The following is a 16,614-nucleotide window of genomic DNA, read 5'->3' as shown; positions in this document are numbered from 1 at the left end:
AGAGGTTTACATGAGCAAGGCATTGTTTCTACCATTTTTAACGATCCAAACAGGACATCATCAAGTAGCAGATGCATTAATGGATTTTATCACACGGCATAATAAAGATATTGAAGTAAAAAAAGTAGATTTATTGAATTATGCAAATCCTTTAGTGGAAAGGGTAATATCGCAAAGCTATTTATCGTGGATTCAATATGCGCCTTTGCTATATACGAAATTTTATAAAAAAGTGTTTGATACGCCAAAAGAAATAAAGCAAAACTTTAAATTATATGAAATGTTGCTGAAGCATTTAGAACGTTTATTGCAGCAAGAAAAGCCAGATATTATTTTTTGTACACAAAGTGCGCCATCTTATTTAATGAGTAAGCTGAAGCAGAGTGGTCGCTGTAATGTTCCCGTTGTAAATGTTTATACAGATTTTTTTATGAATCAACTTTGGGGCATTACTGCAATTGACTATCATTTTGTGCCAATGCAAGAAATGAAGGAGGCTTTAATCAGACAGGGTGTGGATGAATCTACTATATTTGTGACAGGTATTCCTGTTCATGAGGAAATGTTACGTACAACAAGGCTACATAATTTTGCACGCAACATCTTAATTGCTGGCGGTAACTCAGGTTTGCTGGATTGCACTAATTTATATGAACAGCTTAAACAGAGTGACTATTTTCATTACTATATTCTTTGCGGTAAAAATGATAAATTATATCAGAAAATGGTCGCTTGGAAATTACCAAATGTGACCCCATTTTCCTATATTGAATCACGCACAGAAATGAATTGTTTATATGACCAAATGGATGCGATTGTGACAAAGCCAGGTGGTGTGACGGTGAGTGAAGTATTACGTAAAAAACTACCTATTTTTGTTCATTCCGTCTTGCCGGGGCAGGAAGAGCATAATTTAAGATATTTAACAGAGCAGGGCTTAGCCTACACACTTAATAAACATGAAAGCCTACACGAGCAACTTGAGCGGATGCTGTTAAATGAAGAAGCAATGTCCCATTATAGACAGCAGATAGCGCTCTATTTAAATAATTTGCAGCTGAAAACGGCTGAAGATTGGGTGGTATTTATGCAGAGGCTGCTCAGAAAACAGCTTGTCACAGGTGCGATGTGTCCCGCCTAAATGAAAAAGGAGCTGGGGAAAAATCAGATACAGCCTGACTATTCCTACAGCCCCCTTTTACAACCTTGGAAAAGATCGTTTAAACAGTTATTGCTCGTAGTTCAACACGGCGGATTTTGCCAGAGGTTGTTTTTGGTAATTCATCAATAAAGATAATGCTACGTGGGTATTTATATGGCGCTGTTAAGGCTTTTACATGCTCCTGAAGCTCTTTTACTAACGCTTCCTTATCATGCTCTTTAAAGCCGTCCCTTAAGATCACAAAGGCTTTAACAATATGTCCTCTAATTTCATCTGGTGCAGCAACTACAGCACATTCCTGCACAGCCTCATGTTTGTTTAATGCATCCTCTACCTCAAATGGCCCAATCGTATAGCCTGATGAAATAATGATGTCATCACCACGCCCTTCAAACCAGAAGTAGCCGTCTTCATCACGTTTTGCTTGATCACCTGTAATATACCAATCACCACGGAATGCAGCTTGTGTACGCTCAGGCTCACGGTAATACTCTTTAAATAAAGCTGGTGAAGATTTGTGTATAGCGATATCTCCCACTTCGCCAACGGGTGCTTCATTACCTTCATTGTCGATAATACGTACAATATTACCTGGAGTTGGAACACCCATGGAGCCAGGGCGTAATTCAATGTTTTCAAGTGTCCCAATTAATAATGTATTTTCTGTTTGTCCATAACCATCTCTTACTTTTAAGGCAAAGTGCTTCATAAATGTTTCAATAACTGGACGATTTAATGGTTCCCCAGCGGAAACGGCACTACGGAGAGAGGATAGATTATAGTCTGCTAAGTTATCAAGTTTTGCCATAATACGATATTCAGTTGGTGTACAGCATAGGACATTTACTTTTTCGTCCTGAATAAGCTGAAGGTATGTTTTTGCGTCAAACCCACCATGATAAACAAATGCAGTGGCACCAAGCATGATTGCTGATAAAAATGGACTCCAAATCCACTTTTGCCAGCCTGGAGCTGCCGTTGCCCATACTAAATCACCTTCACGGACACAAAGCCACTGTGAAGCCGCTGTTCGAATATGTGCATATCCCCAACCATGTGAATGGACTACACCTTTAGGCTTTCCTGTAGTGCCAGAGGTATAAGAAAGGAATGCCATATCATCTCGTTTAGTAGTAACGGCTGTAAATGTGGTTGGCTGTGTGCTAGCCAATTCATTTAAAGAAACCCAATCACCAACTGCAGTCCCAATCACTAATTTATTTTTTAATGCTTCTACAGCAGAGGTGATTCGATCAACCTCCTCAGTAAAGGCTTCATAGGAAATGACTGCGCTAGCAGAGGAATGTTCCATACGATATTCTAAATCACTTGCACGTAGCATTTCTGAACAGGAAATAGGAACAATACCAGCTTTTAAACAACCGAGAAAAACAAAATAGGCCTCTGGAAGGCGAGGAACAATTACTAATACACGATCACCTTTTTGAAGTCCTTGTTGTGTAAAGGCATTTGCGTATTGGTTCATTTTTTGTACAAGCTCTGTGTAAGAAACAGTACGCCTCTCCTGCTGTGCATTTAACCAACGTATGGCCTGGCGATTGCTATCTTGGGAAAATTTCTCTAATTCCTCTGTAATATTGTAAAATTCAGGTGCAATTAAATCATTTGTTGTTACCATGTGAATATTCCCCCTAAAATATATTTGATAGAAAATTCTTAAAACTATTTTTATTTTAACAATTGAAATAATATACAGCAACAATATATGCCACACAAAATAGAAATATTAGATTTAATAGAGAACTATTATTCGTTATAAGCGATAGTGAAAAAGACCACTACGAAAAATATAAAAAAATTTATAAAATGTATTGCATAATTAATTTTCATTGTTATAATAATAAATGTACTTAAAGAGCTTTATAAACTAAAGTGAATAGTTATTGTTCCGAAGTAGCTCAGTTGGTAGTAGCACCTGACTGTTAATCAGGTTGTCGCAGGTTCGAGTCCTGCCTTCGGAGCCATTTTTTTTGCCCTTTTTTAAGACGTCAGTATACATAAAAGAATTTATAAAAAATGTTGCAATCATTAAGAAATAATGTTAATATAAATCTTGTCTTGTTTGAAACATAATAGTTTGGCCCCTTGGTCAAGTGGTTAAGACACCGCCCTTTCACGGCGGTAACACGGGTTCGAATCCCGTAGGGGTCACCATTAATAATGTACAGGCTTTAAAAGAAAATAAACTGTGATTAATAACACCTGTTTCTATGGAGGATTAGCTCAGCTGGGAGAGCATCTGCCTTACAAGCAGAGGGTCGGCGGTTCGAGCCCGTCATCCTCCACCATTATTATTGTGTTATTTCGGAGGGGTAGCGAAGTGGCTAAACGCGGCGGACTGTAAATCCGCTCCTTAGGGTTCGGCGGTTCGAATCCGTCCCCCTCCACCAGTTTCCATAAATGATTGGGGTATAGCCAAGCGGTAAGGCAACGGATTTTGATTCCGTCATGCCTAGGTTCGAATCCTAGTACCCCAGCCATTTTTCTTTTATGAGCCATTAGCTCAGTTGGTAGAGCATCTGACTTTTAATCAGAGGGTCGAAGGTTCGAGTCCTTCATGGCTCACTTTTTTAGAATAAAATATACTGAAAAGTGTTATATTAACTACAGATAACTAATCTCTTACTGATAACGGTAGGAGATTTTTTTATGCTTTCTTGATATGAATAAATATGCGGTTTTTTGTTAGGTTGAGCCAAGTGGTATGTAGGATTTACAATGGTCTTATAATTTTTAGGAGGTATAAAAACATGAATAAACTTAATATTTCTATTATCGGTGTACCATCAGATTATGGCCAAACACGACGAGGTGTTGATATGGGACCAAGCGCTATTCGTTATGCAGGTATTGTTGAACGTTTAGAGGCTATTGGGCATGGCGTACAAGATCAAGGGGATATTCGTGTACATCAGAAGCATTTAGATGCAGTTGTTGATGAAAAATTACTGAATTTAGAGGAAGTAGTAGAAGTGAGTACTGCTTTAGCTAATAGCGTCCATGAAGCAATCGAGCAAAAAAAATTTCCGCTTGTGTTTGGTGGAGATCATAGTATTGCAATTGGGACACTCGCTGGATTGAGTGAGCACTATAATAATTTAGGGGTAATTTGGTTTGACGCACATGCAGACTTAAATACACCTGAAACAACACCTTCTGGCAATATTCATGGTATGCCATTAGCTGTGAGTATCGGATTAGGGCATGAACGTTTAGTACAAATTCATAACGATGCTCCAAAAATTAAACCAGAGAATGTTATCATCATTGGTGCACGTTCAGTCGATCCAGGTGAGCGAGAGTTGATTAGTCAACAAGGCATTAAAGTATATACAATGCATGAGATTGATCGACTAGGGATGACGCGTGTAATGGAAGATGCGCTTACTTATTTAAAAGAGCGCAATGTGGATGGTGTCCACCTATCACTGGATTTAGATGGATTAGATCCACTTTATACGCCAGGAGTTGGGACACCCGTTCCTGGAGGCATTACGTATCGAGAAAGCCATTTAGCGATGGAAATGCTACAAGAATCAGGGATGTTAACATCAGCAGAGTTTGTAGAAGTGAATCCAATTTTAGATGAAAAAAATACAACTGCCAATGTTGCGGTTGCACTAATGGGTTCTTTATTTGGGGAAACATTAGTTTAAAGAATATTTGACAAAAAATTGCCTATTACCACATTGCAGAAAAATCTTTTGCTATAATTAAAAAAACGAAACTTTTCTTATCGGTGGGTCGTATAGTATAAGACAGTTGTAAAGGTGGAGAAGTCAACACAATGGATGCGTTAGTAAATAAGAGAATAAAACAAGTGCTTAAAGGCGATCAAAGCGCATTTGCCGATATTGTGAGTCTCTATCAGCACAAACTGTACCAAGTATGCTATCGAATGTTAAGTAACAAGCAGGAATCTGAGGATATTACTCAAGAAGCCTTTGTTCGTGCTTACATGAACCTGCATACTTTTGATCAGAAAAGAAAATTTTCTACGTGGCTTTATCGCATAGCGACAAATCTCTGTATAGACCGTATCAGAAAGAAGAAGCCGGATTATTATTTAGATGCGGAAGTAGCTGGTACAGAAGGGCTTGATATGTATTCACAAATCGCAGCAGACGACCAGCTACCAGAGGAACAGTTAGAACAGATGGAGCTACAAGATCGCATTCAATATGAAATTGGACGTTTGCCAGATAAATATCGTTCAGTTATCGTATTGAAATATATAGAAGAGTTATCGTTACAAGAAATTAGCGAGATTTTGGATATGCCGCTTGGCACGGTGAAAACAAGAATTCATCGAGGACGTGAGGCATTACGTAAGCAATTAAACAATCTGTAGGAGGGGGAGCGTCATGAATACTTGTCCAAAGCATATTATAGACTATATGCATGATTATTTAGACGGTGACATTAGTCGTGAGCATGAGCAAGAGCTAAAGCAGCACTTGCATACATGTAATGATTGTAAACAAATGATGCAAGAATTGAGTGAAACAATCGCCTTTGTGAAGAGTGCTTCCCACATTACAGCGCCTCCTGGTTTTGAAGCAGCAGTCATGGCTCGTTTACCAAAACCAAAAAGTCGAGTAGGTATACAAAAATGGATACGCCGACATCCATTCTTTGTGGCAGCAGCAGTATTTTGCTTATTTATGAGTGCTACATTACTGGGTAGCTTTATGGATGATCAGAACTTCTCTGTGACCAAACAACCAAATTTAGTAGTAGATGGTCAAACGGTGATTGTACCTGAGGGAGAAGTGGTGAAAGGCGATATTGTTGTAAAAAATGGCGATTTGATTATTGAAGGTGAGGTTGATGGTGACGTCACAGTCATTAACGGGCAATATATGGCATCTTCAGCGGTAGTTTCAGGTAAAATTGAAGAAATTGATGAAGTATTTGAATGGTTATGGTATACAATTAAAAACTCTGTAAAATCAGCCATGACATTTAATGAAAAAGACGAAACTAAATAATACTCTATACGTCCTAAACAATAGTGCACGTGAGAGGCTGAAAAGTCTACTCTTTTGAGTAGACTTTTTATTTGAAAAAAGTTACATTTGTTAAGAGTGTGCTATACTTAGATGTGTATGGATTCGTAATGAAAAGTGGGGGATGCCACATGCAAATTATCGAATATTTCACAGATTTAACACCTGTGAATATTGCTATTAACTTCATTGATGTACTGCTTGTTTGGTACGTTGTCTATAAAGTCTTAACCCTCATTAAAGGTACGAAAGCCGTCCAATTACTAAAGGGAATTTTCGTCATTATTATTGCACGACTTGCAACAGACCTTTTAGGGTTACAAACGCTTGGCTGGATGTTACAACAGGTAATTGAGTATGGTTTCTTAGCCATTATTATTATATTTCAGCCTGAAATCAGACGTGGGCTTGAACAAATTGGTCGAGGGAAGCTATTCCAGCGCTCTTCTAGTCAAGTAGAGGAAGAACAGACAAGGCTTATTGAAGCTATGAAGAAATCTGTTAGTTATATGGCGAAACGTCGAATAGGTGCATTAATTTCTATTGAAAAAGAAACAGGTCTAAATGAATATATTGAAACAGGTATAGGGTTAAATGCTGAAATTTCCTCAGAATTACTCATCAATATCTTTATACCTAATACACCGCTACATGATGGAGCGGTAATTATGCAAAAAGATAGGATTACAGCAGCAGCCTGTTATTTACCGCTTTCTGAAAGTCCATTTATTTCAAAGGAGCTAGGAACACGCCATCGAGCTGCACTTGGCTTAAGTGAAGTGACAGATGCAATTACGATTGTTGTATCAGAAGAAACAGGCGCAATCAGCATTACATTAAATGGCAATCTCCATCGCAACCTTTCACTAGAGGAGTTCGAAACATTACTACGCAAAATGTGGTTCGGATCAGCACAGGAATCAAATGTAGCCTCTAAGTTGACTTGGAGGGGGAAAAAGAATGGATAAAATGATGAATAGCCCTTGGGTATTAAGAATCATCGCATTATTTTTGGCCTTTTTACTTTTTTTCTCAGTTCGTACGGAGTTATCGCCAATAAATAAAACAACATCGAACGAACAAACCGATGTGATTCGTGATGTGCCAGTAGATATTTATTATGATAATGAGAATTTTATTGTCACAGGCTTACCTGAAACGGTGGATGTTAAGATAGAAGGTCCAATGGCGTTGGTTCTGAAAACAAAAGCATCAAAGGATTTTTCAGTGTTTGTTGATTTAAGTCATTTATTAATGGGCGAACATGATGTAAATCTCCAGTATGAAAATATTTCAGAAAAGATAAAGGTTACCTTAGATCCTAAAACCGTTCGGGTCAATATTGAGGAAAAGGTTACGCAGGAGTTCCGAGTAGATCCTGAAATGAATAGCCGTTTAATTGAAGAAGGCTATATACTGAAAGATATGGTAGCTGATCCACTGACTGTTTATGTCACAGGTGCAAAAAGTGCTATTGAAAGTATTAGCTATGTCAAAGCAACGGTTACAGGGGAGAAGGGATTGAAGCAATCGTTCTCACAGCAAGCGGCAGTAAAAGTATTAGATCGAGACCTAAATAAGTTAGATGTAATAATTGAACCTGAAACTGTAAAGGTTCAAGTAGATATAGGGGAATACAGCAAGGAGCTGCCAGTAGTCCTAAAAGAAACGGCAAAGGCAGCAAATGATATTACAATCAATGCCTTAACAGTAACACCAAAAACAATCAAAGTGTATGGTAAAAAATCAATTGTTGATAATTTAACGGAAGTTCCAGTAACTGTTGATTTATCAAAAATTACAGAGTCAAAAACGTATGAATTTGATGTAAAATTACCAGATGGTGTGACAAAAGTGTCTGACAAGAAAATAAAGGTAGAGGCAGATATTACAAAGGTAGATCAGCGAGGGCAGCAAGAACAGCAACAGGAACAACAAGAACAGCAGACAACACCAACTACTTCAGAGGAAGCAACACAACCACCGACGCCAACTGAGGAAAATGATGTGACTGATGAAAATACAACAACTGATGATAAAAATCCATCAACAGAGGAAGCAGAGGATGTTGATTCTTAGACAATATCTGACTATAATTTTATGTTGATTCTAAATCAAAACCCGATTAAAGTTTGTTTGGCTGAGTAACAGGCTTCGCCAAACAAACGAGCTGAAGGGTTATGAATAGTTACCAATAAATAAACAAACAGACTTTTCCAAAAGTAAGCGGACAAGTGTCTTGAAAGTAAAACTTAGTGGGCATGGTCATGCATTGAAGGAGAGAATAAGTAGAATGGGTAAATATTTTGGAACAGATGGCGTCCGTGGCGTCGCGAATAGTGAATTAACACCAGAATTTGCATTTAAACTTGGTCGTGTAGGTGGCTATGTGCTAACAAAGGATGCAACTGAACGTCCAAAGGTTTTAATTGGTCGTGACACACGTATTTCAGGTGAAATGCTTGAAGGTGCACTCGTTGCTGGTCTTTTATCAATTGGCGTAGAAGTAATGCGTCTTGGAATTATTTCCACACCGGGGGTTGCCTACCTTACTCGAATTATGAGCGCAGATGCCGGCGTCATGATTTCAGCTTCACACAACCCTGTTGCTGACAACGGTATTAAATTTTTTGGTCCTGATGGCTTTAAGCTAACAGATGCCCAAGAAGCAGAAATCGAAGCATTGCTGGATGCTCAGGAGGATACCTTACCACGTCCAATCGGAGCGGACTTGGGGTCTGTAAGTGACTATTTCGAAGGTGGTCAAAAATATATTCAATACTTAAAACAAACAGTGGGTGAAGAGTTTGATGGTATTCATGTAGCGCTTGATTGTGCACATGGTGCTACATCCTCATTAGCTACACATCTCTTTGCAGATTTAGAGGCAGATATTTCAACAATGGGTGCTTCACCAACAGGCTTAAACATTAATGATGGTGTTGGTTCAACACATCCAGAAAAGCTAGCTCAGTTTGTAATAGAGAAGCATGCAGATGTTGGTTTAGCCTTTGATGGTGACGGTGACCGTTTAATTGCTATAGATGAAGACGGTAAGATTGTTGACGGCGACCAAATTATGTTTATTATTGGGAAGCATCTAAATACAGTAGGTCGTTTGAAAAAACAAACGATTGTTTCCACAGTGATGAGCAATATGGGCTTTTATAAGGCTTTAGAGGATAATGGTATGCAAAGTATTAAAACAGCTGTTGGTGATCGTTATGTTGTAGAAGAAATGCGTGCCAATGACTACAACTTAGGTGGCGAGCAATCAGGTCATATTGTATTTTTAGATTTTAATACAACAGGCGATGGCTTATTAACAGGTATCCAGCTTGTTAACATCATGAAAGCAACAGGCAAAAAGCTATCAGAGCTTGCTGCTGAAATGAAAATCTTCCCTCAACGTCTTGTGAATGTCCGTGTAACAGACAAGCATGCTGTAACAGACAACGCGAAAGTGGCTGCTGTTATTGCACAGGTAGAGGCAGAAATGGCAGGTAACGGTCGTGTCTTAGTTCGTCCTTCAGGCACAGAGCCGCTTGTTCGTGTAATGGTGGAAGCTGCTACGGAAGTAGATTGTGAGCGTTATGTAGAGCGTATTGCTGATGTTGTACGTACAGAAATGGGCTTAGCCGAATAATATATAGAAAAACTCGATTGTCCATTCACAGGGAATCGAGTTTTTTGTTTGAATTAAACGAGATGGGGAACAGTAGTAAAGAATCACAATAAATAAGGAGTGTTGTATAGATATGGCTAAAATTGCTACAGTTATTACAGATATGTTTGAGGATACTGAATTTACAAGCCCTAAAGAAGCCTTAGAAGCAGCTGGACATCAGCTAGTAACAATTGATACAGAAGCAGGTAAGGAAGTAAAGGGAAAACATGGACAAATAGTGAAAATTGATAAAGGGATTGATGAAGTAAATGCCTCTGAATTCGATGCACTACTGATTCCGGGTGGCTTTTCTCCTGATATATTACGTGCGGATGATCGAGTGGTGGCATTTGTAAAATCCTTTATGGATGACATGAAGCCTACCTTTGCCATTTGTCATGGCCCACAGTTACTGATTACAGCGAAGACATTAAAAGGTCGTGACGCTACAGGCTATAAATCCATTCAAGTTGATTTGGAAAATGCAGGGGCAATATTCCATGATGAGGAAGTATTCGTTTGTCAAAAGCAACTGGTCACAAGTAGAACGCCAGATGACTTACCTGCTTTCAATCGAGAAATCGTTAAATTATTGGCGAGTAAATAAGAGATGGGCACAAGCGATTATTTGCTTGTGCCTCTTTACTGAACAGGATGAATAGCATTTATCAAATGTTCAAGTAGCTAATCTATTAATATTGTTGGCATTCGTTGTCTACATATTTGTCACGAAAAGAATGGATGATAAGGTATTTTTTATAACGGAAATTTGACGGATAGCATATGATTGAGTATGATGGAGAAGTTGAAGGGAAGGTCCGACCTTATCCTTTAACGAGCGCACAAGGAGGAAAGATAGCGCAAAATCGGAAAACAATTATAGCGCCTGAGCTAAAGAAATCGGACGGAAATTATCTTTAGCAGACGAGGTGGAGGTTTATCGAAAATTCGGCGGATGCCTCCCGATCGACATACCCGATTGTCATTTTTCATTTTGAAAGCATTTAAGCGATTGAATGTACAGAAAATGGAGAAGGTATAAGTAAAAGCAATTGATAACTAATCAGAAACTTCATCTATCGAATAATTCATTCAGGTGAGTGAGTATAGTATTTGCATGTAGAGCTGTACTTTATTTGTATCAAAATAAAGTATTATTTCTGCATTCCAAAAAATTCGATAGGATGGGTCTAGTTTGTCATTGCATGAAATTGACAATATCGGAGGACAAGAATTTATGTGTGGAATTGTAGGGTATATTGGAGAAGCAGATGCAAAGGAAATCTTATTAAAAGGTTTAGAGAAACTAGAGTACCGTGGCTATGACTCAGCAGGTATTGCGATACGTAATGAAGAGGGTGTCACAGTTTTTAAAGAAAAAGGACGTATTGCCGATTTACGCGAGGCAGTCAATAAAGATATTACAGCGAAAATGGGTATTGGTCATACACGTTGGGCAACACATGGTGTACCAAATCGTTTAAATGCCCATCCTCATCAAAGTTCATCAGGACGCTTTACACTTGTGCATAACGGCGTTATTGAAAACTATCATTTATTGCAAAAAACGTACTTAAAAGGCATTCCGATGCAATCTGATACAGATACAGAGGTGATTGTGCAGTTAATAGAATTATTTGTAAAAGAAGGCTTTAGCACGGCTGATGCTTTCCGTAAAACATTATCATTATTACATGGCTCTTACGCACTAGCCCTGTTAGATGTAGAAGCGGCAGACACAATCTTTGTAGCGAAAAATAAATCACCACTCTTAGTAGGTGTTGGTGAAGGTTTTAATGTTGTTGCTTCAGATGCAATGGCAATGTTACAGGTTACAGATCAGTATATTGAGCTTCATGACAAAGAGGTTGTAATTGTACACAAGGCGAGTGTGGAAATTACAAAATTAGATGGTAGTATTGTAGAGCGTGGACCATATACAGCGGAGCTTGATATGAGTGATATTGAAAAAGGCACATATCCACACTATATGTTAAAAGAAATGGATGAGCAGCCTACTGTGATTCGCAAAATTATTCAAGCGTATGAAGGTGACAACGGTGAGTTAACCATTGATGCAGAAATTTTAGAAGCATTACGTGCAGCAGATCGCCTCTATATTATTGCGGCTGGTACAAGTAGCCATGCAGGCTTAATCGGCAAACAATATTTCGAAAAAATAGCTGGTATTCCAGTAGAAGTGCATATTTCAAGTGAATTCGGCTACAATATGCCTTTGCTATCAGAAAAACCATTATTTATCTTTATTACACAATCAGGTGAAACAGCAGACAGCCGTCAGGTGCTTGTGAAAATTAAAGAGCTTGGCTATCCAACATTAACAATTACCAATGTACCTGGCTCTACGCTATCACGTGAAGCGGATCATACATTGCTCTTACATGCAGGCCCAGAAATTGCAGTAGCCTCGACAAAAGCCTATGTAGCACAAATAGCAGTTCTTGCCTTAGCCGCTTATGTAACAGCAAAGGCAAATGGCAAAGGCTTAGAATTTGATCTAAAACAAGAGCTTGCGATTGTCGCTAACGGGATTCAAACAATTATTGATTCAAAGGATGTACTAGAAGATATCGCAGAAGATTACTTAAAAATCGCACGCAACGCATTCTTCATCGGCCGCAACATCGACTTCTATGTAAGCCTTGAAGGGGCTCTAAAGCTAAAAGAAATCTCTTACATTCAAGCAGAGGGCTTTGCGGGTGGTGAGCTAAAACACGGCACAATTGCCTTAATCGAAGAAGGGACGCCAGTGTTTGCCCTTGTAACGCAAGCATCCGTAGCCTTAAATATTCGTGGCAACGTCAAAGAAGTAGCCGCACGTGGCGCACACCCATGCATTATTGCCATGACAGGCATTGACGAAGATGGCGATCGTCTAGTGATCCCACATGTTCACGAGCTACTAACACCCCTTGTGTCTGTAGTGCCATTACAGCTAATTAGCTATTACGCAGCATTGCATCGTCGCTGTGATGTGGATAAACCACGTAACTTGGCGAAATCGGTGACTGTGGAGTAAGTGGTTGTTGGAGTGTATTGTAAGTTGTGTGTACACAACTTAATTGTACCCTAGTATATTTAAGTTAGTAGCTAATTTATGTAGGGCTGGTATATAAAATAAAATTAGTTGATTTTAGGCTTAAAAAGCTAGTGCCTTCCTCTATTGTATAAAGGAAGGCACTTTTAAATTATGGCTGTTTTTTAAAATTGTTACTGTTCAATCATAATGGCAGAGTTAATCTACAAATGTTTGTAGATTGACTCTTTTTTGTTTTGATGTTTCGTGAGTCGATTATACGAATATTGATTCCTGTGATTTTTCATTCAAATCTTAACAAGAATGCTTGTTGTATTAAACTGCCCCGTTAGCGCCAGAAAAGTGCTGATTACAATCTTAGGAAATATACACGATTTAAACGTTAAGCCATAATCGTGTAAATATTGGTGTATCAAGTGTTTACGCTTCATGTATAAAAAACTGTATAAATAATGTTTATAAGAAAAGCCGGGGAAACGTTGTTTTAACAACATTGATGGCTTTTAAATGTGCGCCAAAACTTGCGTTTGGGAACGCTTTTTAGTTTATTGATGTATACATTATAAATCCTTGTTGCACTAAAGTACCACGTTAGTTAATTAATAATATATTTTTTCACTAAATAATAGTAACAAAAAAATTATGCAACGCGTGCAACAACACAACCGACCATAATGAACCTGTCTTTTTATAGACAAAACCAAAAAGTAAACCTATTGCAAAAACATATATATGGGTCCCAGCTATAAAGAAATCATAGAATCCATCATTGTAAATCCAAATTGGGTAGTGAATGACCAAAAATAGTAAAGCAGTTACAATATTTGCTTTCCAAAAAGCCATTTTTTTATTAATTTCTTGTAAAATTAGTCCCCTGAAAACAATTTCTTCGGCTAACCCTGCCATAAGAAAAGCATTAAGGTAATCATCAATGGATAATGAAAATTGAAATGATTGCTGATTAATGATATATGTTTCAAAAGCAAAATATAAGCCAACTAACAGTGAAAGAACTACTCCCCAAAATAAACCTTTTTTAACATTAACGTTTACTCTTAAGTAGTCAAATGGGTTAGTATGTAAATAATATTTTATGTATAACCAAGTTGGAACAATCCATACGAACCCCTTAACCAACGCCTCTAATAATGGGGAGATTATTTCACCGAATGAATAAATGTAGTCAATTAACCATAATTCTTTAATTGTCCATACCAAATAAAATATGAGTAGAAACCCTATCATTGCTTTTACATCATTATTTTTCACTTTACTTTCAACCCTTAATTGCGATTCCATTTCTACCTCCATTAATGTAGTTATTTCTATTTTTGAATATTTACCAAGATTGCATTTGAGAACGTTATTTAGGTTTATTATGTATATCTTATAAATCACTTTTTCCGGTAATTGCTGAAACCTAAACTTAGGCATCTCGTTTACGGTAAAATACAATAGCTACTGTAATAAAAATCAGTGTCCATAACATTGAAACACCTGTCCCTTGCGTTGGTGTAAGTACATTTATTTCATCAGAGGAAGGCGGCATATACATATAATATCCTGCCGTATCCGGAAAATAATTTTTAATACTGGGTAAAAAATCTTTCAATAATGGACTGACAATGAAATAATGACCAAGCAGTACCACTAAAGCAGGAGTGGTTCGTCTGAGTAGAGCACCTATAGCTGCACTGAGAAGGGTGGTTAATGTTAGATAGCCGGTTGCACCTACTAAAGTTTTTATCATAGCGTCTATTTCAATCACTAATGCTGTGTCTTTCATCATAATAAAAGCATATAGTACACCTGATGCAGCAATAATAAACGCCAAAGGAATGGTTACAATTGCCAAAGCTAAATGCTTCGTGAATAGTTGAAACCCTCGCCAAGGGATCGTAGTTAAAGTAGTTCGAATCTGTCCACCCGTATACTCTGAACAAGTAGCTAAGATACCTAGAATAATGAACCCTGCTTGAAGATATCCCATAGAAGCAAGTCCTATTTTCAGTATACTTTGCGTTCCTGCTGCCCCTTGTAGACCAGCAGAAGTAAAAGCTGCTGCTAAAACTAAATTTAGAATGAATGTCCCTGTAAGAATGAGCCATACCTGTGGTAATGTAACTAATTTTTCCAGTTCAGCACCAAGGATTAGTGTTATCTTTCTACTAGAAGAGACACTCATGATGTAACGTCCCTCCTATGGAATACAATGGCTGCGACAATGAAAAGAACAGCTACCCAAGCAAACATGATTAAACCACCTGTGAATGGGGTGTGAAAACTGTCGCTCGTAAACATAAACATATCAAAGCCAGCCTTATCTGGTAAGTAAAACGCTAATTTTGTAACCTTAGTAAGGAGGTAAGAGACTGTCACAACAGATGAATTTATCATGAGCACAGCAAGCGGGATAATGCCATTCTTAGTTAGAACCGTAATCCCAAATGCTAAAAGAGCAGTAAATATCCAGTAACAAACCGCGCCAATCAGTCTAGATGCTTCAAATGCAGGGGCGTATTCACCAAGAATAAGATTTGTTGCTGACACAGTTGTTAGAATAGCAACAATGGAAAGCAGTATGCTAATCACTGTCACTGCACCTGCTTTTGCTAGCAAAAAGTGGAAACGAGATGGAACAACGGTTAAACTCGTTGTAATCTGATTCCCTCCACCAGACTCACTGCTCTCTGTCAAATACTCACTACTGACAGCAAGCACACCAAGAATAATGACACCTTGCACACCAAGAGCTAAACCAATATAGCCAACTTCTGATAGACGTGTGCTAACTCCAGCTATAATCTTCTCTTTTTGGGCTGTACTGTCCAAGGCAGCAATGACCGCTGGGGCAAATGCTCCAATAAGAAAGGCAAGCCAAATACCCGGCAGAGAGAACAATTTAGATAATTCTGCGTTAAATGCTCTCATACAACATCACCTGTATTTTCAGATGTCAGGGCAAAAAAGGCTTTCTCCAGCGTGGAATGATTACCTATTACTTCTTTCAATGATCCATTTGCAACGATTTTTCCATGATTAATAATCACCACATCATCAACAGTCTCTTCAAGCTCTCCCATTAGATGACTGGATAGTAACACCGTGTTTCCAGACTCAGCGCGTTCACGTAAAAATGTCCGAATCCAACGAATTCCTTCTGGATCGAGCCCGTTTACAGGTTCATCTAAAACCAATATTTTTGGATCACCAAGTAGTGCAGCTGCCATTCCAAGTCTTCTTCCCATACCTAGGGAATAATTTCCAATTCTTTTACCAGCTACATTCGTAAGACCTACTATTTCCAGAACTTCCTCGACCCGTGAGCGAGATAATCCTGAGGCACGAGCAATCCAACGCAAATGTGCACGTCCCGTTCGCATACGATGAGCTCCAAATCCATCAAGTGCGGCACCTACTGTTGCTAGAGGATTATGTAATTCTGCGAATGGCTTTCCATTAATTAGTGCGCTCCCTGAGGTGGCATGATCTAATCCAAGCAGGATGCGAAGTGTAGAACTTTTACCTGCCCCATTCGGACCTAAAAAACCAGTTACTCTACCTGGTCTAGCTTTAAAACTGATACCTGATAAGATTTCTTGAGTTCCGCGATGTTTGACTAAGTTATTAATCGTAAGCAACCATAACACTCCCTTTCAGTTATGGTTCTAATTATAAAAAAGCAAAGTTAAATCTC

At 38.4% G+C, this 16,614-nt stretch carries 14 protein-coding genes and 6 tRNA genes; 15 read left to right on the top strand and 5 right to left on the bottom strand.

Features of this window, described 5'->3' with window-relative positions; translation table 11 throughout:
- The first annotated feature begins 10 nt into the window (after positions 1–10).
- On the top strand, positions 11–1,141 hold the full coding sequence (locus MHB44_RS22130; protein ID WP_341300914.1) for a glycosyltransferase: 1,131 nt from the start codon (positions 11–13) through the stop codon (positions 1,139–1,141).
- A gap of 79 nt (positions 1,142–1,220) precedes the next feature.
- On the opposite strand, the gene MHB44_RS22125 is transcribed toward MHB44_RS22130, so the two are convergent.
- Complete coding sequence (locus MHB44_RS22125; RefSeq protein ID WP_341300913.1) at positions 1,221–2,801, bottom strand: acyl--CoA ligase; 1,581 nt, start codon at positions 2,799–2,801, stop codon at positions 1,221–1,223.
- Positions 2,802–3,070: 269 nt separating this feature from the next.
- On the opposite strand from MHB44_RS22125, the gene MHB44_RS22120 reads away from it, so the two are divergent.
- The 14 genes from MHB44_RS22120 to glmS all read left to right on the top strand — a co-directional run bounded on the left by MHB44_RS22120 (position 3,071) and on the right by glmS (position 12,899).
- Positions 3,071–3,147, top strand: a tRNA-Asn gene (locus tag MHB44_RS22120).
- Between the two features lie 115 nt (positions 3,148–3,262).
- Positions 3,263–3,337: transfer RNA gene (locus MHB44_RS22115), tRNA-Glu, on the top strand.
- Between the two features lie 58 nt (positions 3,338–3,395).
- A tRNA-Val gene (locus MHB44_RS22110) sits at positions 3,396–3,471 on the top strand.
- Between the two features lie 18 nt (positions 3,472–3,489).
- Positions 3,490–3,573: transfer RNA gene (locus MHB44_RS22105), tRNA-Tyr, on the top strand.
- A 15-nt stretch (positions 3,574–3,588) separates the two neighbouring features.
- Positions 3,589–3,663, top strand: a tRNA-Gln gene (locus MHB44_RS22100).
- A 12-nt stretch (positions 3,664–3,675) separates the two neighbouring features.
- Positions 3,676–3,748, top strand: a tRNA-Lys gene (locus MHB44_RS22095).
- A gap of 185 nt (positions 3,749–3,933) precedes the next feature.
- Positions 3,934–4,839, top strand: coding sequence for an arginase (gene rocF / locus MHB44_RS22090; protein ID WP_341300912.1), 906 nt, complete (start codon positions 3,934–3,936; stop codon positions 4,837–4,839).
- A gap of 131 nt (positions 4,840–4,970) precedes the next feature.
- Positions 4,971–5,534 carry an RNA polymerase sigma factor SigW gene (gene sigW / locus MHB44_RS22085; protein WP_341300911.1) on the top strand — a complete coding sequence of 188 codons (564 nt, stop codon included), beginning with the start codon at positions 4,971–4,973 and terminating at the stop codon, positions 5,532–5,534.
- A gap of 13 nt (positions 5,535–5,547) precedes the next feature.
- Positions 5,548–6,174, top strand: a complete 627-nt coding sequence (locus MHB44_RS22080) for an anti-sigma factor (RefSeq protein WP_341300910.1) — start codon at positions 5,548–5,550, stop codon at positions 6,172–6,174.
- Positions 6,175–6,323: 149 nt separating this feature from the next.
- Positions 6,324–7,160, top strand: a complete 837-nt coding sequence (gene cdaA, locus MHB44_RS22075; protein ID WP_341300909.1) for a diadenylate cyclase CdaA — start codon at positions 6,324–6,326, stop codon at positions 7,158–7,160.
- On the top strand, positions 7,153–8,271 hold the full coding sequence (locus tag MHB44_RS22070) for a CdaR family protein (protein ID WP_341300908.1): 1,119 nt from the start codon (positions 7,153–7,155) through the stop codon (positions 8,269–8,271). Before cdaA ends, MHB44_RS22070 begins: the two co-directional genes overlap by 8 nt.
- A 214-nt stretch (positions 8,272–8,485) precedes the next feature.
- Positions 8,486–9,838, top strand: a complete 1,353-nt coding sequence (gene glmM, locus MHB44_RS22065) for a phosphoglucosamine mutase (protein WP_341300907.1) — start codon at positions 8,486–8,488, stop codon at positions 9,836–9,838.
- Between the two features lie 112 nt (positions 9,839–9,950).
- On the top strand, positions 9,951–10,466 hold the full coding sequence (locus tag MHB44_RS22060) for a type 1 glutamine amidotransferase domain-containing protein (RefSeq protein ID WP_341300906.1): 516 nt from the start codon (positions 9,951–9,953) through the stop codon (positions 10,464–10,466).
- 630 nt (positions 10,467–11,096) lie between these two features.
- Positions 11,097–12,899, top strand: coding sequence for a glutamine--fructose-6-phosphate transaminase (isomerizing) (gene glmS / locus MHB44_RS22055; protein WP_341303027.1), 1,803 nt, complete (start codon positions 11,097–11,099; stop codon positions 12,897–12,899).
- A 636-nt stretch (positions 12,900–13,535) separates the two neighbouring features.
- On the opposite strand, the gene MHB44_RS22050 is transcribed toward glmS, so the two are convergent.
- From MHB44_RS22050 to MHB44_RS22035, 4 genes are all read right to left on the bottom strand, one after another.
- Positions 13,536–14,216, bottom strand: a complete 681-nt coding sequence (locus MHB44_RS22050) for a type II CAAX endopeptidase family protein (protein ID WP_341300905.1) — start codon at positions 14,214–14,216, stop codon at positions 13,536–13,538.
- A gap of 127 nt (positions 14,217–14,343) precedes the next feature.
- Positions 14,344–15,102 (bottom strand): ABC transporter permease, encoded by a 759-nt coding sequence (locus MHB44_RS22045; RefSeq protein ID WP_341300904.1) that lies wholly within the window; start codon positions 15,100–15,102, stop codon positions 14,344–14,346.
- Positions 15,099–15,848, bottom strand: a complete 750-nt coding sequence (locus MHB44_RS22040; RefSeq protein WP_053996748.1) for an ABC transporter permease — start codon at positions 15,846–15,848, stop codon at positions 15,099–15,101. Before MHB44_RS22040 ends, MHB44_RS22045 begins: the two co-directional genes overlap by 4 nt.
- On the bottom strand, positions 15,845–16,567 hold the full coding sequence (locus tag MHB44_RS22035) for an ATP-binding cassette domain-containing protein (protein ID WP_341300903.1): 723 nt from the start codon (positions 16,565–16,567) through the stop codon (positions 15,845–15,847). The genes MHB44_RS22040 and MHB44_RS22035 overlap by 4 nt, the downstream gene beginning before the upstream one ends.
- Between the last annotated feature and the right edge of the window lie 47 nt (positions 16,568–16,614).

It is taken from the genome of Lysinibacillus sp. FSL H8-0500 (genome assembly GCF_038051955.1).
Lineage (GTDB): Bacteria > Bacillota > Bacilli > Bacillales_A > Planococcaceae > Lysinibacillus > Lysinibacillus macroides.
The sequence above is the reverse complement of the archived record's forward strand: the minus strand, read 5'-3'. Positions and strand labels throughout refer to the sequence as shown.